Source organism: Streptomyces sp. NPDC107562 (assembly GCF_055657325.1).
This window is the reverse complement of the sequence record NZ_JBVKBE010000001.1, coordinates 1,013,655-1,036,904: the sequence shown is the minus strand read 5'-3', so window position 1 is coordinate 1,036,904 and position 23,250 is coordinate 1,013,655. Positions and strand designations below refer to the sequence as shown.

Here is a 23,250-nt window from a genome sequence, read left to right as displayed (position 1 = left end):
CGCGCGTGGGCCCCGACGTCACTGCGAACGCCTCGCCAGGACGGCGGCCAGTACTGTCCCCACCTGGCGCAGGGGCTCGGGCCGGGTCATGTCATTGTGCGCGGACGCGACCGGATGGATGTGCAGGCGTCCGGTGAAGTAGGGCGCCCACCGCCGGCGGACCTCCTCCTCCGGGAACCCGCTCTCGGTCGCGGGGAAGTGGAGGATGTCGCCCGTGAAATGTCCCGGCGTGGTGCGCCGGACCATCCGCCAGTTGTCGCGGGTGTTCTGGACCACCCCTCGGATGTGGTCCTCGGTCAGCTCCTTCAGGGCGGGGATCTCCTCCCTGATGATCTCCAAGGTCTCGGGCACGGTGAGCGGTTGGTCCGGGCTGTCCACCGGGTGCCCCAGGGCGTGCAGGAGCTGAACCATGACGGTGTGGTCGTCGGCCTCCTCATGCGGGGCCTCGGTGTCCGGCGGGTAGGCGTCCATCACGGCCAGCAGAGCCACCTCCTGCCCGGCCTGCTGGAGCCGTACCGCGACGGCGTGCCCGAGGTTGCCGCCCATCGACCAGCCGAGCAGGTGGTAGGGGCCACTCGGCTGGACGCTCGTGATGTGGTCGACGTACCAGGTGACCAGCGCGTCGAGGTCGGACGGGGTCGTCTGCGCGAGCGTGACGCCCGGAGCTTGCAGTCCGTACACGGGTTGGTCGGCGTCCAGGTGCCGCACAAGACCGACGTAGGACAGGCCGACACCGCTGGCAGGGGGCAGGCAGAACAGCGGCGGCCGGTCTCCGTGCCCTCGCAGCGCCACCACCGGCTGAAAGAGGTCCTCCTCCGTGCCGGTGCCGAGCAGCGACGCCAGGCCCGCCACGGTCGGGTTCTGGAACACGCTCGCGAGCGGCAGTCGGATGCCGGTGGCGTTGCGGACCTCACCCAGCAGCCGCACGGCGAGCAGCGAGTGCCCACCGAGTTCGAAGAAGTTGTCGTCCACCCCGACCGTGGGGAGGCCGAGGACGTCGGCGAACACCTCGCGGAGCAGGTATTCGTGGGAGGTTGCCGGTTGCCTGCTCGCAGGTGCGGTGGACTGTTCCGGGGCCGGCAGCGCCGCGCGGTCGAGCTTGCCGTTCACCGTCAGGGGCAACCCGTCGGCCAGCTGGACGATCGCGGACGGCACCATGTACTCCGGCAGCACGGCTGACAGGCCGGCACGGACTTCCGTGATGTCCACACCGCCGCTCGAACCACTCACCGGGACGACGTACGCCGTGAGGCGCTTGTCGCCCGGCTGGTCTTCGCGGACGACTACGGCTGCCTGACCGACCGAGGGGTGGGTGAGCAATGCGGTCTCGATCTCACCGAGTTCGATGCGGAAGCCGCGGAGTTTGACCTGGTCGTCGGTGCGGCCCAGGTATTCCAGGGCGCCCTCGGTGTTCCAACGGGCCAGGTCACCGGTGCGGTACATCCGCTCACCCGGTTCGCCGTGGGGGTTGGCGACGAACCGCTCCGCCGTCAGGCCCGGCCGGTCCAGATACCCCCGGGCCAGCTGGACACCGGCCAGATACAACTCTCCGGCCACGCCCGGCGGCACCGGGCGCAATGCGGCATCCAGCACGAACACCCGCGTGTTCCACACCGGGCGGCCGATCGGCACCACACCGCCGGCATCCGCACCCGGTTCGCTGGTGAAGGCCGTGACATCGATCGACGCCTCGGTCGGCCCGTACAGGTTGTGCAGCGGAATCCCGAAGGACGCCGTGAACCGGTCCCGCAGCTCGGCCGGCAGGGCCTCACCGCTGGCCATGACCGCGCGCAGCGACGGCACCGTCCCATCCCACGTCTCGGCCGCGGCGACGAACACCTGCAACATCGACGGCACGAAGTGGGCGACCGTCACCTGCTCGCGCCGGATCAGCTCGGCCAGATATCCCGGATCACGGTGCCCACCCGGACGCGCCACGACGAGGGCGGCGCCCTGGAGCAGGGGCCAGAAGAACTCCCACACGGACACGTCGAATCCGAACGGCGTCTTCTGCACCACCCGATCGTCCGACGTCAGCCGGTAGGCGCCCTGCATCCACGCCAGCCGGTTCACCACACCCGCGTGCGGGACCGCCACACCCTTGGGCCGCCCCGTCGACCCCGACGTATAGATCACATACGCCGGCTGGGCGGGCAGCAGCGCCCCGCCCCGGTCGGCATCCGACAGGTCACCGTCGGCCGGCCTGCCCAGCTCGGACACGGTCGCGGCGTCGTCCAGCACCACCCGTGCCACGTCCTCCGGCAGTACGCCCCCGGCCTCACCGTTGGTCACGACCAGCGCCGGCTTCGCGTCCCCGAGAACGTAGGCCACGCGCTCCGCCGGGTACTCCGGGTCGACCGGCACATACGCCGCACCGGCCTTGACCACCGCGAGCAACGTGACGACCAAGTCCGCCGAGCGGTCCATCATCACCGCCACCCGCCGCTCCGGACCCGCCCCACGCGCCACCAGCAACCGCGCCAGCCGGTTGGCCCGCGCATTCAGCTCCCCATAGCTGAGCCGCACGCCCTCGAACACCACCGCGGTCGCGTCCGGAGTACGGGCGGCCTGCCTCTGGAACAGCTCGGGCAGCGTCGCGGCAGCGACATCGCGAGCGGTGTCGTTCCACTCCACCAACAGCCGCTCCCTCTCGACGTCTTCGAGCACCTCGACCTGGCTGAGTGCGGTCGACGGTGCCGTCTCCAGCGCCGCCACGACGGCGTCGGCCGCCGTGGTCGTCATCGAGGCAAGAACGTGCGGATCGATCGGGGAGACGGTCTGAGCCTTCACGACGAAGCCCTCACCGGTGTCGTCGATGCTGACGGCAACGGGGTAGTTGGTGCGCTCGTGTGCCTGGAGCAGCGCGACACCGTCAAGCCCGGCGCCGGCAGCGGCAGCCTCGCTGTGGCGGTAGTTGAACAGCGAGGTGAACAGCGGGGTCTGCGCGGCGACTCCACTGGCTTGCTGCGCCACCGCCAACGGGGCGTGCTCGTGCACCAGCAGTTCCGCGAGCTGCCGCTGCATGCCCCGTACCGCGTCAAGGACGCCCCCGGCACGCGCGTTCACCCGGACGGGAAGGGTGTTCATGAAGAGACCCGGCACCCGGTCCGCGCCGGTTCCGGCGTTCATCCGGCCGAAGAGCACGGTGCCGAACACCACGTCGTCACGGCCGGAGGTGGCGGACACGACGCGCGCCCAGGCGACGTGGAACAGCGTCGCAGGGCTGACGCCCAGGCGCCGCGCCTGCTCCCGCAGCCGCGACGCGAGGCCCCCGTCCAGCGGCATGCGCGCCTCGGTCACGTCACGGCCGTCTCCGAGCACGTCCAACAGGCCGTAGGGCGCGGTCGGCTCGCTCACATCGCCGAGCAGATCCGCGAAGAACCGCTCGTGTTCCCGGGAGGAGACTCCCGACCTTGCCTGCCCGACGAACTCCCGGAACGGCAGCGGCTCGGGCAGGGTGTCCTGCCGCCCGTCGAGGAATGCGGCCACCTCGGCCATCACCACGTCCAACGCGGTGTGGTCCTGGATCAGGTGGTGCACCTGCAGGACCGCCATCCAGCGGTCCCCGCCCGGTTGCCGGGCCACGTGGGCGTGCAGCAACGGGCCTCGGGAGAGGTCCATGTTCGGCGGGCATGCCGAGAGGAGCTGGTCCGCCATGTCCGGGCTGCCGTCCGTCTCTGGGGGGAGGTCGACCTCCCGGACGCCGAGCGTCGCCCGGCGCGCCACCACCTGGACCGGTTCGCGCAGCCCCTCCCAGGCGAAGGAGGTCCGCAGAATGTCGTGCCGGTCGACGACTCGCTGCACCGCGGCGAGGAACGCGTCCACCCGCGCCCGGGAGTCGAATCCCAGCGCGATCGGCAGGACGTAGGGGTCGCGGGCGTTCCCGTTCTCCATCAGGGAGTGGAAGAGGATCCCCTCCTGCAGTGGGGCCAGCGGGTAGATGTCGGCGATGTTGGCCGCCCCGCCCGGAACGGTGACGGCGATCCGATCGATCTCCTCGGCGGTGAGGTCGACGAGCGTCACCATCTCCGGCGTGATCACCGTGGCGTCGGCCGGGATGCCGTTCTGCGGGACGGCCACCTGTCCGGCCGCCTGTTCGACGGCCGCGGCCAGTTCCGCCACCGTCGGGCTGACGAACAGCGCGCGGACATCGATGGCGACGCCTCGCTCCCGCGCCCGCTCCACCAGCGTCACCGCCAGCAGGGAGTGCCCGCCCAGCTCGAAGAAGTTGTCGTCGACCCCGACCGAGGGCAGGTCGAGCACCTCGGCGAACACCGCGCACAGGATCTCCTCCCCCACGCTCGACGGACCTCGGCCGGTGACACCGGAGCCGTAATCGGGGGCGGGCAACGCCTTGCGGTCCAGCTTGCGGTTCGCCGTGAGCGGGAGCGCGTCCAGGAACACCACCGCCGCGGGCACCATGTAGTCCGGCAGCAGGCCCCCGACGTGGGCGCGCAGGGCGGAGCCGTCCGTCTGCGGGACGGAGTCCTCGGCGGGGACGACGTAGCCGACCAGGCGCTTGTCACCGGGCTGGTCCTCGCGGACGACGACGGCGACCTGTGCCACGGCCGGGTGCGAGGCCAGGGCCGCCTCGACCTCGCCGAGTTCGATGCGGAAGCCGCGGACCTTGACCTGGTGGTCGGTGCGCCCCAGGTACGCGAGCTGCCCGTCGGTGTTCCAGCGTGCGAGGTCACCGGTGCGGTACATCCGCTCGCCGGACGTGCCGTAGGGATTGGCGACGAACCGCTCCGCGGTCAGCGCGGGACGGCCCACGTATCCCCTGGCCAGCTGGACGCCGGCCAGATACAACTCGCCCGCGACACCGGGGGGTACCGGCCGCAGAGCGGAGTCCAGGACGTAGGCGCGCATGTTCCACAGGGGCGCGCCGATGGGCGGGACGCCGGAGCCGGACAAGGGGGCGCTGGCCAGTGAGGCGACCGTCGCTTCCGTCGGCCCGTAGATGTTCAGCATGAGCCGGCCGCGAGACCACCGCTCCGCGGTCTCCGGCGGGCACACGTCACCGGCGACGACCAGGGTCATGTCCTTCGGGAGGCCACCCGCGGAGGCGAGCAACGGCAGTGTCGCGGGGGGCAGGGTCGCGTGCGTGACGCGCTGCCGGGCGGCCAGTTGAGCCAACGGCTCACCGGGCGACATCTGGTCGGCGGGAGCCAGCACCACGGCCGCGCCCGCCAGCCAGGCCGGCCACATGTCTGCCACCGAGGCGTCGAAACTGGGCGAGGCGAACTGGAGCAGTCGGCTCTCGGGTCCGATCCGGAGCCGCTCGATGTGGTCGGCGGCGAGGTTCGGCACGCCTCGGTGGGTGACCAGGACGCCCTTGGGGGTGCCGGTGGAGCCGGAGGTGTAGATGACGTAGGCGGGGTGGCCGATCAGCAGCGGGCCGTGGCGTTCGGCGTCGGTCACGTCGTGGCCCGGGTGGCCCGCCAGGCCTCCCCGCAGCCGGGCTTCCTCCAGCGACAGTCGCACCACGCCGGCGGGCGGCTGTGCGTCCTGTACTGCCTCGCCGGTGATGAGGACTGCCGGGCGGGCGTCGGTCAGCATGTACGTGATCCGGTCCGCGGGATAGCGCGGATCGATCGGCAGGTAGGCGCCACCGGCCTTCATCACCGCCAGGATGGCGACGGTGAGGTCGATCGACCGTGGCAGTGCCAGAGCGACGATGTCCTCAGGCCGTACGCCGCGGTCGATGAGAAGGCGCGCGAGTCGGTTGGCGCGGGTGTTGAGTTCGGAGTAGGAGAGCTCGGTGTCCTCGAACACGACGGCGGTGGCGTCCGGGGTGCGGGCGGCCTGGGCCTGGAACAGCTCGGGAAGGGTGGCGAGGGGCACGTCGCGGGCGGTGTCGTTCCAGCCGAGCAGGATCCGGTCGCGTTCGGCGGTGTCGAGTACCTCGATGCGGCTGACCGGCACCGACGGATCGGCCGTCACGGTGTGCAGGACGCGGAGGAAGCGTTCGGCGATGCCGGCGGCCGTGTCGTGGTCGAACAGGTCGCTGGCGTAGGTGAGGACGCCGTGCAGGCCCGCGGGACTTCCGTCCGCGGTGAGGCGTTCGCCGAGCTGGACGTCCAGATCGAACTTGGCGGGCCCGTCACCGGTGGGCACTACCTCGACGGTCAGGCCGGGCAAGTCAAGATCCGGTGTGGTGTTGTTCTGCAGGGTCAGCATGACCTGGAACAGCGGGTGGCGGGCCATCGAACGAGCCGGCGTGAGCTCTTCCACCAGCCGCTCGAACGGCACGTCCTGGTGCGCGTAGGCGTTCAGCGCGCGCTCACGGATGCGCCCGACGAGCTGGGTGAAGTCGGGGTCGCCGGAGACGTCGGAGCGCAGGACAAGGGTGTTGACGAAGAACCCGACCAAGTCGTCAAGTGCCTCGTCGGTCCGTCCGGCAACGGGGGTGCCGATGGGGATGTCCTCCCCCGCACCGAGGTGGTTGAGCAGGACGACGAGCGCCGCCTGCACCACCATGAACACGGTCACACCCTGTGCCCGCGCCAACTCGACCAAAGCCTCGTGCACTTCGGCGTCGATGTGCAGGTCGACCCTGCCGCCGCGATGCGAGGCCACTGGCGGACGCTGCCGGTCGACCGGCAGCGCCAACTCCTCGGGCACCCCGTCCAGCGCGTGGCGCCAGTAGGCCAACTGTTCCGACAGCAGACTCACTTCATCGGCCGCGTCGCCCAGCAACTCCCGCTGCCACATGCTGTAGTCGGCGTACTGCACGGGCAGCGGATCCCAGGTGGGGGTGTCACCGGTGGTACGGGCGGCGTAGGCGGTCGACAGATCGCGGGCCAGGGGACCCAGGGACCAGCCGTCACCCGCGATGTGGTGCATCACCACCACGAGCACGTGCTCGTCGGGACCGGTTCGCAACAGGCAGGCCCGCAGCGGGATCTCGGCCGCGAGGTCGAACCGGTGCTCCGCCGCCTCGGCAACAAGACTCGTCAGCCCGGTCCGCGCGACGCCATCGGTGTCAATGATGGTCAGCAGGTGACCGACCGCGCCGGCGTCCACGATCCGCTGGTAGGGCCGGCCGTCCACCGTGGCGATCACCGTGCGCAGCACCTCGTGCCGGCCCACCACGTCGCGCAAAGCGGCGTGCAGGGCCTCGGTGTCCAGCATGCCGTTCAGCCGCAACGCCATCGGGATGTTGTAGGTGGCGGACGGCCCTTCGAGTTCGCCCAGGAACCACAGCCGCTGCTGCGCGAACGACAACGGCACCGACTCCGGCCGCCGCACCGGCGCCACCGGAGGCCGGGACACACCGGAGGTGGTCAGCCTGCCGGCGAGAGCGGCCGGGGTGGGGGTCTCGAACAGGGTCCGGATCGGTACTTCCACTCCGAACACCAACCGGATGCGGCTGACCAGACGGGTCGCGAGCAGGGAGTGCCCGCCGAGGTCGAAGAAATTGTCGTCGACCCCGACCTCGGGCACGTCGAGCACCTCGGCGAAGACCGCGCACAGGATCTCCTCCTGCACGCTTCCCGGACCCCGGCCGGTGACACCGGAACCGTAATCGGGGGCGGGCAAAGCCTTGCGGTCCAGCTTGCGGTTCACCGTGAGCGGGAGCGCGTCCAGGAACACCACGGCTGCGGGCACCATGTGGTCCGGCAGCAGACCGGCCACGTGCCCGCGCAGAGCCGAACCGTCCGTCTGCGGGGCGAAGTCATCGGCGGGGACGACGTAGCCGACCAGGCGTCTGTCGCCGGGCCGGTCCTCGCGGACGACGACAGCGGCCTGAGCCGCGGCCGGGTGCGAGGCCAGCACCGCCTCGATCTCGCCGAGTTCGATACGGAAGCCGCGCACCTTCACCTGGTCGTCGGTACGGCCCAGGTACTCCAGCTGCCCGTCGCTGCTCCACCGGGCCAGGTCGCCGGTACGGTACATGCGCTCGCCGGGCGTGCCGTAGGGGTGGGCGACGAACCGCTCTGCGGACAGCGCGGGCCGGCCGAGATATCCCCGGGCCAGACCGGCCCCGGACACATACAACTCCCCCGCCACCCCGACCGGCACCGGCCGCAACGCGGCGTCCAGCACGAACACCCGGGTGTTGGCGATCGGCTCCCCGATGTACGGGATCGCGCTGTCGGCGCTCAGCACCGCCATCGTCGTGCAGACCGTCGACTCCGTCGGGCCGTAGGCGTTGACCAGACGACGCCCTGCCGCCCACCGGCCGGCCAGGTCCGGCCGCAGCGCCTCACCGGCGGTGACCAGCGACGTCACCGTGGGCAGGCTGTCCGCCGCGAGCTCGGCCAGCACGACAGGCGGCAGCGTCACATGCGTCACCTCGTGGGTGGTGATGACGCGGGTCAGTGCGGGCCCGCCCCCGAGGTCCTCCTGAGCCGCCAGGACCAGGCGGGCGCCGCTGCACAGGGTGACGGCGATCTCGGCTGTCGCGGCGTCGAAGCTGGGCGAGGCGAACTGCAGGACCCGGCTGTCAGCCGTGATCGCGAACCTCTCCGCCTGCGCGGCGACCAGGCTCGCCAGGCCCTGATGGGTGACGACGACACCCTTGGGACGCCCGGTGGAACCGGAGGTGTAGATGACGTAGGCAGGATGGCCCGCCAGCAGCCCACCCCGCCGCTCGCTGTCCGACAGGTCGTGGCCGGGAAGTTCCGACAGGGCCTGCCGCAGCCGGGGATCGTCAAGGGACAGCCGCGCGACCCCGGCCGCGGTCACCTTCTCCCCCGCCCCCTCACCGGTGACGACCAGCGCGGGCCCGCCGTCGGTGAGCAGGTAGGCGATCCGCTCGGCGGGATAGGCCGGATCGACCGGCAGATAGGCACCGCCCGCCTTGCTCACGGCCAGCATCGCGACGATCAGGTCGACCGACCGCGGCAGGGCCAGCGCCACCAGCCGCTCGGGACCCACGCCGTGCTCGACCAGCAGCCGCGCCAGACGGTTGGCGCGCCCGTTCAGCTCCGCATAGGAGACCTCGGTGTCCCCGAACACCACCGCGGTCGCGTCCGGGGTACGGACCACCTGGCCCTGGAACAGCTCGGGCAGCGTCCTCACCGGCACATCCCGCGCCGTGTCGTTCCACTCCACCAGGACACGCCGACGCTCCTCGCCACCCAGTACCTGGAGGCGGCCCACCGGAAGGTCCGGGTCGGCCGTCACCGCGTCCAGCAGGTGGACGAGTCGGTCGACGAGCTGGTCGACGGTCGCGCGGTCGAAGAGATCCGCCGCGAACGTGACGATGCCGTTCACACCGGCGGCACCGCCGTCGGCGTCGAATTCCTCTCCCAGGACGAAGGACAGGTCGAAGACCGGGTTGTCGCCGACGTCCAGTCTCTCGATGTCCAGTCCGGGCAGATCGAGCGTGGCGGGCGCGACGTTCTGCAGCACGAGCATGGTCTGGAAAAGGGGATGGCGGGCCGTGGAGCGGGCGGGGGCGAGGTCTTCCACCAGTCGTTCGAACGGCACGTCCTGGTGGGCGAGGGCGCCCAGGCTTTCGTCGCGGACGCGGTGGAGGAGATCGCGGAAGGTGGGGTCGCCGGAGAGGTCGGTGCGGATGACGAGGGTGTTGATGAAGAAACCGACGAGTTGGTCGAGGTTCTCGTCGGTGCGGCCCGCGACGGGGGTGCCGATGGGGATGTCGGTGCCCGCGCCCAGGCGGGAGAACAGCGTCGCCAGTGCGGCGTTGAGCACCATGAACATGGTGACGCCTTCGGCGCGGGTCAGGGCGGTGAGTCGCTGGTGCAGGCCGGCGTCGATGTGCACGCCGGAGGTGTCGCCCCGGTGGGTGGCCGTCCGGGGTCGGGGGCGGTCGGTGGGCAGGGCGAGTTCCTCCGGGAGCCCGGCCAGCCTCTCCCGCCAGTGGGCGAGTTGGGTGTTGTGCAGGCTTGCGGGGTCGTCCGGGTCGCCGAGGAGGTCACGCTGCCAGAGGGTGTAGTCGGCGTACTGGACCGGCAGGGGTTCCCAGGCGGGGGGCCGGCCCTCGGTCCGGGCCGTGTAGGCGGCCGACACGTCTGAGGCCAGGGGGACCAATGACCATGCGTCGGCGGCGATGTGGTGCACCACGATCACCAGTACGTGTTCGCGCGGGCTCAGCCTGAAGAGCCAGGCGCGCAGCGGGATGTCGGTGCGCAGTTCGAACGCGGAGCGCGACACCCGCGCCACCTCCGCCCGCAGGTCTGCCTCGGCGACGTCGATGAGCGGCACGTCGAAGGGCACGGATTCCGAGGGGAGCACCACCTGCCGCGGTGCGCCTTCGAGGTCCGGGAAGACGGTCCGCAGGACTTCGTGCCGTGCGAGGACGTCGCGCAGGGCGGCCCGTGTCGCTTCGATGTCCAGGTCGCCGGTCAGGCGCAGGGCCACCGGGATGTTGTAGTTGGCGTTTCCGCCCTCCAGTTCACGCACCAGCCACAGTCGCGTCTGGGCGAAGGACGGCGGCAGGATCTCCGGCCGCGGCCTGGGCGTGACCTGAGGCCGTGTCCCGTCCATGTCCCCCAGCCGGGCCGCGAGTCCGGCGACCGTGGGGGTTTCGAACAGGGCCCGGATCGGGACCTCCGCGCCGAGCGTGGTGCGGATGCGGCTGACCAGCCGTACGGCGAGCAGCGAGTGGCCGCCGAGGTCGAAGAAGTTGTCGTCCACCCCGACGTGCGGCAGGCCGAGGATGCTGGCGAACACCTGGCACAGGAGTTCTTCCTGGAGGGTCCGCGGCTCCCGGCCCCCCTCGGTCGTCTCGTACGCGGGTGCGGGCAGGGCGTGGCGGTCGAGTTTCCCGTTGTCGGTGAGCGGGAGCGCGTCCAGGACCACCACGGCCGACGGCACCATGTAGTCGGGCAGGAGACCGGCGACGTGGGCGCGGACGGTGGCGCCGTCGACGTCCGTTCCCGCGACGACGTAGCCGATGAGGCGTTTGTCGCCGGGGCTGTCCTCGCGGACGAGCAGGGCCGCCTGTGTGACCGCGAGGTGGGAGGTGAGGGCGGCCTCGATCTCGCCGAGCTCGATGCGGAAGCCGCGGATCTTGACCTGGTCGTCGGTGCGGCCCAGATGCTCCAGCTGCCCGTCGGTGTTCCAGCGGGCGAGGTCACCGGTCCGGTACATCCGCTCCCCCGGTCCGCCGTAGGGGTGGGCGACGAAGCGCTCGGCGGTGAGCGCGGGGCGGTGGAGGTATCCGCGGGCGAGCTGGGCGCCGGCGACGTACAGCTCGCCGGGGGTGCCGGGCGGAACCGGCCGCAGGGCCGGGTCGAGGACGTAGATCTGGGTGTTCCACATCGGGCGGCCGATGGGCGTGATCCCCCGGCTGTTGTCGGCGGGGCCGGTCACGGGGTGGTCGGTGCAGCCGACGGTGGTCTCGGTCGGTCCGTAGTGGTTGACGACCGGTACGTCCGGGTGGTCGCGGTGCCACTGCTGAAGTTGCGCCGTGCGCAGCGGTTCTCCGCCGAGCATCAGCTGACCTGTGGGTGCCCAGTTGCCGGGGAGGGTCTGGAGGAACGCCAGATGGCTGGGTGTGGCCTTGAGGAAGGTGATCTCGTGGTCGGCGAGGGTGGCGGGGAGGGTTTCGTCCCAGGTGGCGATGTGCAGGCGTCCGCCGCTGGTGAGCGCGCCGTACAGGGCGGTGACACCGAGGTCGAAGGCGATGGACGCGTGGAGCAGGGTGCTTCCGCCGAGGTGGGGATAGGCGTCCCGGGCGCGGGCGATGTAGTTGACCACGCCCTGGTGGGTGACGGCCACACCCTTCGGCCGGCCGGTGGAGCCCGAGGTGTAGATGACGTACGCCGGGTGCGCCGGCAGCAGCGGGCCGTGCCGCTCGGCGTCGTCGAGGTCGCCGACGGGCAGCCCGTCGAGGACGCCCGCCGTGTGGGGGTCGTCGAGGACGAGCCGGGGGACGTTCCCCTCCGGACGGACGGCTTCGGTGGTGACCAGGAGCGCCGGCCGTGCGTCGGAGAGCAGGTAGGCGATCCGGTCGGCGGGGTGGTCGGGGTCGATGGGGAGGTAGGCGCCGCCCGTCTTCAGTACCGCGAGCACGGCGACGATGAGGTCGGTCGAGCGGGGAAGCGCCAGGGCGACGAGCTGTTCGGGGCCGGCGCCGTAAGTGACCAGGAGGCGGGCCAGCTGGTTGGCGCGTGCGTCGAGGTCGGCGTAGGACACCTCGCTGTCCTCGCACACGATGGCGGTGGCGTCCGGGGTGCGTGCCGCCTGCGCCTGGAACAGCCCCGGAAGGGTTGACGCCGGCACCTCGTGGGCCGTGTCGTTCCACTCCACAAGGACCTTGCGGCGTTCGGCCGGGCTGAGCAGGTCGATGCCGGTGACGGGCTGGGCGGTGTCGGTGGCCACGGCGGTCAGGAGCCGGACGAGGCGTTCGGCGAGGGTGACGACCGTGGTGTGGTCGAACAGATCGGTCGCGTAGGTGATGACGCCGGTCAGGCCACTCTGCCGGCCCTCGGGGGCGAAGGTCTCCAGGAGCTGGATGTCGAGATCGAACTTGGCCGGCTGGTCGCCGCTCGGCAGCGGGGCGGCTTCGAGCCCCGGCAGGTCGAGGGCGGGCGACGTGGTGTTCTGCAGACCCAGCATGATCTGGAACAGCGGGTGGCGGGCCAGGGACCGGGCGGGGGCGAGGTCCTCCACCAGCCGTTCGAACGGCACGTCCTGGCGGGCGAGGGCGCCCAGGCTCTGCTCGCGGACGCGGCGCAGCACTTCCCGGAAGGACGGGTCGCCCGACAGATCGGTGCGCAGCACCAAGGTGTTCACGAAGAACCCGACGAGCTCGTCCAGGCTTTCGTCGGTGCGGCCGGCGACCGACGTGCCGATGGGGATGTCGGTGCCCGCGCCGAGGCGGGACAGCAGCGTGGCCACCGCGGCGTTGAGCACCATGAACATGGTCACGCCTTCGGTGCGGGCCAGGGCGCTGAGCTGCTGGTGGAGGTCGGCGTCGATGTGCAGGCGCGCGGTGCCGCCGCGGTGGCCGGCCACGGGGGGCCGGTGGCGGTCGCTGGGCAGCGCGAGTTCCTCCGGCAGATCGGCCAGTGCCTCCCGCCAGTAGGCGAGTTGGGCGTTGTGCAGGCTCCCGGGGTCGTCGGGGTCTCCCAGGAGGTCGCGCTGCCACAGCGCGTAGTCGGCGTACTGGACCGGGAGGGGTTCCCAGACGGGGGCCTGGCCGCCCGACCGGGCGGCGTACGCGGTGGAGAGGTCCCGCGCCAGCGGGGCGAGCGACCACCCGTCGCCGGCGACGTGGTGGAGGACGAGGACCAGGACGTGGTCCTGCGGCGCCACCGTGAACAGCCGTGCCCTCAGCGGGATCTCGCGGGCGAGGTCGAAGGGGTGGTGGGACTCGTCGGCCACCGCCTGGTCGAGCTCGCCGTCCGGCACCTGGGCAACTGGCAGGTCGAGGTCGATCGTGTCCGGGTCGAGGATGTGCTGTTCCGGAGTGCCGTCGACGCTCGGGAAGACGGTGCGCAGGGCTTCGTGCCGGGCGACGACGTCGGTGAGGGCGGTGCGCAGGGCGTCGCGGTCGAGGTCTCCGGTGAGGCGGAGGGTGAGGGGGATGTTGTAGAGCCCGGAGGGTCCTTCGAGTTCGCCGAGGAACCACAGGCGTTGCTGGGCGAAGGACAGCGGCACCATGGCGGGGCGAGGTCCGGTGGTCAGCCTCTGGCGTGCCGTCCCGGAGTCCGTGACGCGTTGGGCGAGTCCGGCCACGGTGGGGGTTTCGAACAGGGCCCGGATCGGGACCTCGGCCCCGAGGGTGGCGCGGATGCGGCTGACCAGGCGGGTGGCCAGCAGGGAGTGGCCGCCGAGGTCGAAGAAGTTGTCGTCCGCCCCGACGTGCGGGAGACCGAGGACGTCGGCGAACGCCTGGCTGAGGAGGTGCTCCTGGGGAGTCCGTGGCGCACGACCCGGGCTCGTGGCGGTGTGGTCGGGGGCGGGCAGAGCCCGGTGGTCGATCTTTCCGTTCACCGTGAGCGGGAGCGCCTCCAGGACCACCACGGCCGAAGGCACCATGTAGTCGGGCATCAGCCGGGACAGATACTCCCGGACCGCCGCGCCGTCGGCGTCGTCGTCGCTCGGGACGACGTAGCCGACGAGGCGCTTGTCCCCGGGGTGGTCCTCGCGGACGACCACGGTGGCCTGGGCGATGTCGGGGTGGGAGGCGAGGGCGGTCTCGACCTCGCCGAGTTCGATGCGGAAGCCGCGGATCTTGACCTGGTGGTCGGTGCGGCCGAGGAATGCGAGCTGTCCGCCGGCCGTCCAGCGGACCAGGTCTCCGGTGCGGTACATCCGCTCAGCCGGCCCGCCGTACGGGTTCGCGACGAACCGCTCACCGGTCAGCGCCGGCCGGTCGAGGTAGCCCCGGGCCAGGCCGGCCCCGGACACGTACAACTCACCGGCCACCCCCCAAGGCACCGCGCGCAGCGCGGCGTCCAGGACATACATCCGATCGCCGGAGACCGGTCCGCCGATCGGCACGGAACCGCCCTCGACGCGCTCCACCACGTGCCAGGTCGCGAACGTCGTCGTCTCCGTCGGCCCGTACACGTGCAGCAGGTGCTGCGGCGGAGCGAGCTCCATGACCCGCCGCACCATGGCGGGGTCCACCGCCTCGCCGCCGAACAGCAGGTACCGCAGGCGTCCGAGGCCCTCGTGCGCCTCCGCGGCGAGGCGGTTGAACAGCGCGGTGGTGACGAACATCGTGGTGATTCCGCTGCGCTCGATCTGCGCGGTGAGCCGTTCGGGCGAGAGCAGCACATCCCGGTCGACGCCCACCAGCGTCGCGCCGTTGGTCAGCGCGCCCCAGATCTCGAACGTGGCCGCGTCGAACGACACCGACGACGCCTGGGCGACGACGTCGTCGGTGCCCAGCGTGACGTAGTTTGCGTGCCGGACGAGGCGGACGACGGCCTGCTGCGGTACGACCACGCCCTTGGGACGTCCGGTCGACCCGGAGGTGTAGATCACGTACGCCGGGTGGACGGCCTGCGGGCTGCCGCCCCGGTCCGCGTCCGACAGGTTCTCCCCACGGAGCTCCGCCAGCTCGGCGGCCGTGGCGGGGTCGTCCACGACCACGCGCTCCTCGGGGATGTCCGCACGGACATGGGCCTGTCGTGTGACCAGCAGAGCCGGCCGGGCGTCGGCCAGCATGAAGGCGATCCGGTCGGCCGGATAGCTGGGGTCGATCGGCACGTACGCCGCTCCCGCCTTGACCGTCGCCAGCAGCGCGACCACGAGATCGGCCGAGCGGTCCATCATCACGGCGACCCGGTCCTCCGGCCCGACGCCGTGAGAGACCAGGAGTCGCGCCAGCCGGTTCGCCCGCGCGTTCAGCTCCGTGTAGGACACCTCGGCGCCGTCGAACGCGACCGCTGTGGCGTCCTGCCTGCGGGCCGCCTGGGCTTCGAACAGCTCGGCCAGCGTGGCGTGCGGGACCTCCCGCCCGGTGTCGTTCCAGTCGACGAGCACCTGTCGGCGCTCGGTGTCGCCGAGAAGATCGATGCCGGTGACCGGAAGCGCGGGATCCGTGGTGACGGCGTCGAGCACGCGGACGAGGCGCTGGACGAGCGTGTCCACGGTGGCGCGGTCGTACAGGTCGGTCGCGTAGGTGAGGGTGCCGGTCAGGCCCGCGGGGTGGCCGTCGGTGTGGGTCTCGCGGAGCTGGAGGTCGAGGTCGAACTTGGCGGGCAGGTCCCCGCCTGCCAGCAGGTGGCTGTCCAGGCCGGGCAGGTCGAGTGCCGGGTCGGTGGTGTTCTGCAGGGCGAGCATGACCTGGAACAGGGGGTGGCGGGCCAGGGACCGGGCGGGCGCCAGGTCCTCCACCAGCCGTTCGAACGGCACGTCCTGGTGGGCGAGGGCGCCCAGGCTCTGCTCGCGGACGCGGCGCAGCACCTCCCGGAAAGAGGGGGCGCTCGCCACGTCGGTACGGATCACCAGGGTGTTGACGAAGAACCCGACGAGGTCGTTCAGGCTCTCGTCGGTACGTCCGGCGACGGGCGTGCCGATGGGGATGTCGGTGCCCGCGCCCAGGCGGGAGAGCAGGGTCGCCAGTGCGGCGTTGAGCACCATGAACATGGTGGCGCCCTCGGCGCGGGCCAGCACGGTCAGCCGTGCGTGCAGGTCCGCGTCGATGCGGACGGCGGCTGTGGCGCCGCGGTGGGACGCCACCTGCGGCCGGGGCCGGTCGGTGGGCAGGGTGAGTTCCTCCGGGAGCCCGGCGAGGGTCTCACGCCAGTAGGTCAGCTGCGTGCTGTGCAGACTTCCGGGGGTGTCCTCGTCCCCGAGGAGGTCGCGCTGCCAGAGCGTGTAGTCGGCGTACTGGACCGGGAGGGGTTCCCAGGCGGCGGCGTGGCCGCCCGACCGGGCGGCGTACGCGGTGGAGATGTCGCGCGCCAGCGGGGCGAGCGACCACCCGTCGCCGGCGATGTGGTGGAGGACCACCACGAGGACGTGTTCCTGCGGTGCCACCGTGAACAGCCGTGCGCGCAGGGGGATCTCGCGACTGAGGTCGAAGGCGCGTGCGGCTTCCTCGCGGACGGCCTGGACGATCCCGGCCTCGACCACGCCGGTCACCGGCAGCTGGAGCTGGGCGTCGATCGCGTCCGGTCCGAGGATGCGCTGGCTGGGCGAGCCGTCGGCGCTCGGGAAGACGGTGCGCAGGACTTCGTGCCGGGTGATGACGTCGTGGACGGCGGTGCGAAGGGCCTCGTGGTCGAGGTCTCCGGTGAGACGGAGGGCGATGGGGATGTTGTAGAGCCCGGAGAGTCCTTCGAGTTCACCGAGGAACCACAGCCGCTGCTGGGCGAAGGACAGGGGGACGGCCTCGGGGCGCGGCCCGGTGGCGAGCCTCCGGCGCGCCGTTCCGGCGTCGGTCAGCCGGTCGGCGAGTGCGGCGACGGTGGGGGCCTCGAACAGGGCCCGGATCGGGAGTTCCCTGCCGAAGGTGGTGCGGATGCGGCTGACCAGACGCGTCGCCAGCAGCGAGTGGCCGCCGAGGTCGAAGAAGTTGTCGTCCGTCCCGACCTTGGGTAGGCCGAGGACATCGGCGAACAGCTCGCACAGGAGCTGTTCCTGCGGCGTTCGTGGTTCCCGGCTCGCCTCGGCCGTGCCGTAGGTGGGCGCCGGCAGCGCGGCGCGGTCGAGCTTGCCGTTCACGCTCAGCGGGAGCGCGTCCAGGACCACCACGGCCGAGGGGACCATGTGGTCGGGCAGCAGGCCGGCGAGGTGGGTGCGGACCGCGGCGCCGTCCACGTCCTCGGTGGCGGAAACGACGTAGCCGACCAGGCGCTTGTCGCCGGGCTGGTCCTCGCGGAGAACGACCGCGGCCTGGGCGACGGCCGGGTGCGCCGCCAGGGCGGCTTCGACCTCGCCGGGTTCGATCCGGAAACCGCGGATCTTGACCTGGTGGTCGGTGCGGCCGAGGTATTCCAGCTGTCCGCCGGTGGTCCAGCGGGCCAGGTCGCCGGTGCGGTACATGCGCTCGCCGGGCTGACCGTAGGGGTTGGCGACGAAGCGTTCGGCGGAGAGGCCGGGGCGTCCTAGGTAGCCGCGGGCGAGGCCGGGTCCGGTGATGTAGAGCTCACCGGGGACGCCGGGGGCGACGGGTCGCAGCGCGGTGCCCAGGACGTAGAGGCGGGTGTTGGTGATGGGCGTGCCGATGTGGACGTCGGTGGGAGGGGTGAGCTGGGCGGTGGTGGCGCAGACGGTGGTTTCGGTCGGTCCGTAGGCGTTGATGAGGGTGCGGTCGGCCGCCCAGGGGGTGACCTGATGCGCGGGAAGCGCTTCGCCCGCGGTGATGAGGGTGGTGAGGTGAGGGAGGTCGTGGGGGTCGAGGTCGGGGAGGACGGCGGGGGGAAGCGTGGCGTGGGTGACGTTCTGGTGGGTGACGAGCCGGGTCAGGGCCGGGCCGGGCAGCAGGTCGTCGCGGGTGGCCGTGACGAGGGTGGCGCCGCTGCACAGGGTGACGGCGATCTCGGCTGTCGCGGCGTCGAAGCTGGGCGAGGCGAACTGCAGGACCCGGCTGTCAGCCGTGATCGCGAACCTCTCCGCCTGCGCGGCGACCAGGCTCGCCAGGCCCTGGTGGGTGACGACGACACCCTTGGGACGCCCGGTGGAACCGGAGGTGTAGATGACGTAGGCAGGATGGCCCGCCAGCAGCCCACCCCGCCGCTCGCTGTCCGTCATGTCGTGCTCGGGAAGTTCCGACAGGGCCTGCCGCAGCCGGGGATCGTCCAGGGACAGCCGCGCGATACCGGCCGCGGTCACCTTCTCCCCCGCCCCCTTACCGGTGACGACCAGCGCGGGCCGGCCGTCGGCGAGGAGGTAGGCGATCCGCTCGGCAGGGTAGGCCGGGTCGACCGGCAGATAGGCACCGCCCGCCTTGCTCACGGCCAGCATCGCGACGATCAGGTCGACCGACCGCGGCAGGGCCAGCGCCACCAGCCGCTCGGGACCCACGCCGTGCTCGACCAGCAGCCGCGCCAGACGGTTGGCGCGCCCGTTCAGCTCCGCGTAGGAGACCTCGGTGTCCCCGAACACCACCGCGGTCGCGTCCGGGGTACGGACCACCTGGCCCTGGAACAGCTCGGGCAGCGTCCTCACCGGCACATCGCGCGCAGTGTCGTTCCACTCCACCAGGACACGCCGACGCTCCTCGCCACCCAGCACGTCGATGTCGGTGAGCGGCGCGTCCGGTGCCGATTCGAGCGCGGTGACGACCCCTTCGCCGGCCGCCTCCATCATGGTGCACAGGACGTCGGGCGACCCGGGTGCGACGACCTGAGCGGTGAGGACGAACCCGTCGCCGGTGTCGTCGACGATCATTCCGACGGGGTAGTTCGTTCGCTCCTGCATGAACAGCACGTCCACGCCCACGAGCCCGTCACCTGCCGGCCCGGAATCCCTCCTGTTGTGACGGTAGTTCAGGAGCGAGGTGAACAGCGGGGCGTCCCCGCGTATCCCGCTCGTCCGCTGTGCCAGCGCGAGGGGCGCGTGTTCGTGCAGCAGCAACTCGGCGAGCTGGGCCTGTACGGCGCGTACGACGTCCCTCGTGCCGGCGCCGTGGGTGTCGACGCGGACCGGGAGGGTGTTGATGAACAGACCCACGGTTCGCTCGGCCCCCGCGCCCAGCCGGCCGAACAGGATCGTCCCGAAGACCACGTCGTCGCGGCCCGAGGTCGCGGCGAGCACGCGGGCCCACATGACGTGGAACAACGTCGCCGGACTCACGCCGAGGCGCCGCGCCTGCTCGCGGAGCCTTCCTGCGAGGTGCGCATCCATGCGGACGGTGGACTCGGTGGCCCCCGTGCCGTCTCCATGGACGTTCACCAGTCCGAACGGGGCGGTCGGCTCGGTGACGTCGCCCAGCAGGCGCCCGAAGTACGCCTCATGCTCCTGCCGGGACACCTGGCCTCGTGCCTGGGCGACGACCTCGCGGTACGGCGAGGGCGCGGGCAGCTCGTCGTCGCGTCCGTCGATGAACGCCTGCACCTCGCCGAGGATGACGTCGAGCGCGGTGTGGTCCTGGATCAGGTGGTGGACCTGCACCAGCGCGAGCCATTGTTCGCCGCCCGGCTGCGCGGCCACGTGCAGCCGGATCAGCGGAGCACTGCTGACGGTCATGGACGGGGGGCACGCGGCGAGCAGCCGGCCGACGAGTTCGTGGTCGGTCGCCGGAGCGTCGGCGTCGCCGGGCAGCAGGACCTCCGTCACCGGCAGCACGGCGTGCCGGAGCACCACCTGCACCGGTTCGGGCAGCCCTTCCCAGAGCACCGCGGTCCTCAGGTTGTCGTGCCGGTCCACCACCTTCTGAAGGGCGGTCACGAACTCGTCGAGCCGGTCGCGGGAATCGAAGCGGAGCACGGTGGGGAGGACATACACGTCCTCGTCCGGGTTCTCGCCGCCCATGAGGTGGTGGAAGAGGATGCCCTCCTGCAGCGGGGCGAGCGGGTACATGTCCGCCACGTTCGGGGCGCCGCCGGGGATGCGGGCCGTGATCTCCGCGAGGTGCCCGGCGTCCAGGTCGACCAGGGGAAGCATGTCCGGCGTGATCACCGGCGAACCGACCGGGATGCGGTTCTCGGGAACCCGGACCTCCGCCCGGCCGGTGGTCGCCGCGAGACCGGCCACGGTGGGCGTGGTGAACAGGGACCGTACGTCGACCGACAGGCCGCGGGCGCGCAGCCGTTCCACCAGCGTCACCGCCAGCAGCGAATGCCCGCCGAGGTCGAAGAAGTTGTCGTCCACCCCGACGTGCGGCCGCCCGAGGATTTCGGCGAAGGCCTCGCACAGGATCTCCTCGCGGGGGGTGCGCGGCCCTCGGCCGGCCTGCCCTGAGGTGTACTCGGGCGCGGGCAGGGCGGCGCGGTCGAGCTTGCCGTTCACCGTGACGGGGAGGGCGTCCAGGACCACGACGGCGGAGGGCACCATGTAGTCGGGCAGGAGGCCGGCGACGTGGGCGCGGACGTCGGTGCCGTCGGTGCCGTCGGCGCCGGTCCTCGGGACGACGTAGCCGATGAGGCGTTTGTCTCCGGGGTGGTCCTCGCGGACGACGACGGCGGCCTGAGCGACGGCCGGATGCCCGGCCAAGGCGGCCTCGACCTCGCCGAGTTCGATGCGGAAGCCGCGGATCTTGACCTGGTCGTCGGTGCGGCCGAGGTATTCCAGCAGGCCGTCGGCCGTCCAGCGGACGAGGTCACCGGTGCGGTACATGCGGTCGCCGGGCTGACCGTAGGGGTTCGCGACGAACCGCTCGGCGGTCAGGCCGGGGCGCTCCAGGTAGCCGCGGGCGAGCTGGGCGCCGGCGAGGTACAGCTCGCCGGGGACGCCGGGGGGAACGGGGCGCAAGGCGGCGTCGAGGACGTAGGTGCGGGTGTTCCAGACGGGTCGGCCGATGGGGACGACCGGGTCGTCACCCGTGAGATGCGAGGCGTGGGTGACGTCGATGGAGGCTTCGGTGGGGCCGTAGAGGTTGTGCAGGGGGGTGTTCAGCGTCCGCAGGAAGTGGTCGCGGAGTTCGGGACTGAGGGCTTCGCCGCTGCAGAGGACGGCGCGCAGCGTGGTGCAGCGGGCTGCCGAGGGTTCGGAGAGGAAGGCCTTCAGCATCGAGGGGACGAAATGGCTGACGGTGACCTGCCGGGTCTGGATCAGGTCGGCCAGGTAGGCGGGGTCGCGGTGTCCGCCGGGGCGGGCCACGACCAGGACCGCGCCCTGGAGGAGGGGCCAGAAGAACTCCCAGACCGATACGTCGAATCCGAAGGGTGTCTTCTGCAGTACCCGGTCCGAGGCCCCGATCGGGTACTGGTGCTGCATCCACTCCAGGCGGTTGACCACCCCCTGGTGGGGCACGGCGACACCCTTGGGCCGTCCGGTGGAGCCGGACGTGTAGATGACGTACGCCGGATGCGCGGGCCGCGGCACGCCGTGGCGGTCACGGTCGTCGAGGCCGGCCGGGGACAGGCCGGCAAGGGTGAGTGTCGTGTCGGAGTCGTCGAGGACGAGCTGCGGCACCTCACCGGCGGGGAGATGCGGGTGCAGAGCGCCGGTGGTGACGACCACGGCGGGCCGCGCGTCGGAGAGTATGTGGGCGATCCGGTCGGCGGGTTGGTCGGGGTCGATGGGGAGGTAGGCGCCGCCGGCCTTCACCACCGCCAGGAGGGTGACGACGAGCTCGACGGAGCGTTCGAGATGCACCCCGACGAGGGTTTCCGGACCGACGCCGTGGTCGGCCAGGTGGCGGGCGAGCCGGTTGGCGCGGGCGTCGAGGTCCGTGTAGGACACCTCGATGTCCTCGAACATCACCGCCGTCGCGCCGGGGGTGCGAACAGCCTGAGCCTCGAAAAGGGCGGGGAGCGTCGCGGCCGGGACGTCGTGCGAGGTGTCGTTCCATCCGCTCACGACCTGCCGGCGCTCGGCCGGGCTGAGCAGGTCGATGTCGTCGACGGGCTGTCCCGGGTCGGCGGTCACCGCGTCGAGCACCCGGACGAACCGCTCGGTCAACGTCTGCACCGTGGCGTGGTCGAACAGCTCCGCCGCGTAGCCGATCCCGCCCCTGAGACCGGTCGGCACGCCGCCGGGGCCGAAGGTCTCCCTGACGGAGACGGAGAGGTCGGCCCTGGCCGGCACCTCCGTGCTCGACAGCACGGCCACGTCGAGTCCGGGCAGGGCGAGGGCCGGTTCGACGTTGTCCTGCACCACCAGCATGACCTGGAACAGGGGCTGACGGGCCAGCGACCGGGCGGGCGCCAGGTCCTCCACCAGCCGCTCGAAGGGCAGCTCCTGATGGGTGAGCGCGTCCAAGTTCCGTTCGTGCACCCGGGCCAGCACATCACGGAAGGACGGGCGTCCGGACAGGTCGCCGCGGATCACCAGGGTGTTCACGAAGAAGCCGATGAGATCGTTCAGCGCGATCTCGGTACGCCCGGCCACCGGCGTGCCGATGGGGATGTCGGTGCCGGCGCCGAGACGGGAGAGCAGGGTGGCGAGCGCGGCATGGAGCACCGCGTACATGGTGACGCCCTCGGCCCGTGCGAGGGCCGCGATCCGCCGGTGCAGTTCGGCGGTGACGACGATGTCCACGCTGCCGTTGCGGTGGCTCGGCACGGAGGGGCGCGGACGGTCGAACGGCAGGGGCAGTTCCTCCGGCAGGTCGGCCAAAGCCTCCCGCCAGTACGACAGTTCCTGGTTCAGGAAGCTCGCCGGGTCGTCCTCACCTTCGAGGAGTTCACGCTGCCAGAGGGCGTAGTCGGCGTACTGGATCGGGAGTGGTTCCCAGGCGGGGGCGTGGCCGTCCGACCGGGCGGTGTACGCGGTGGAGACGTCCCGTGCCAAAGGCGCCAGGGACCAGCCGTCACTCGCGATGTGATGAGCCACCAGGACCAGCACATGGTCCCGCGGGGCAACGGCGAGAAGACATGCCCGCAAGGGGATCTCACGGGAGAGGTCGAACGGGCGGACGGACTCCTCGGCCACGACCCGCGCCACCTCGGCTTCCGTCACCTTGATCACCGGCAGCGGCACGCCGGCGGCGTCCGGGGTGAGGATCCTCTGCTGAGGAACGCCGTCTTCCGTCGCGATCAGCGTGCGCAGAGCCTCGTGCCGCCCGATCAGGTCCGCCAGTGCCGCTCGCAGTGCCTCGTGGTTCAGGTCGCCGGTCAGTCGCAGAGTGATCGGGATGTTGTACATGCCGTTGGGTCCCTGCAGTTCACCGAGGAACCACAACCGCTGCTGGGCAAAGGACAGAGGAATCATCGAAGTGCTCTCTACGACAAGTGACGGACTGAACGGGTATGGGGGCGCGGGAACGAG

The 23,250-nt window shown here is 71.6% G+C and carries 1 protein-coding gene; it reads right to left on the bottom strand.

Features of this window, described 5'->3' with window-relative positions; all coding sequences use genetic code 11:
• Positions 1-18 precede the first annotated feature (18 nt).
• The gene (locus tag ACZ7LV_RS04410; RefSeq protein WP_471935562.1) at positions 19-23,193 is read right to left on the bottom strand and encodes a non-ribosomal peptide synthase/polyketide synthase; all 23,175 of its coding nucleotides are present in this window, start codon (positions 23,191-23,193) and stop codon (positions 19-21) included.
• Between the last annotated feature and the right edge of the window lie 57 nt (positions 23,194-23,250).

What these genes read in the sequence shown, in the direction of transcription:
- ACZ7LV_RS04410 (WP_471935562.1), bottom strand. Translation starts at nt 23,193, where the DNA reads ATGATTCCTCTGTCCTTTGCCCAGCAGCGGTTGTGGTTCCTCGGTGAA.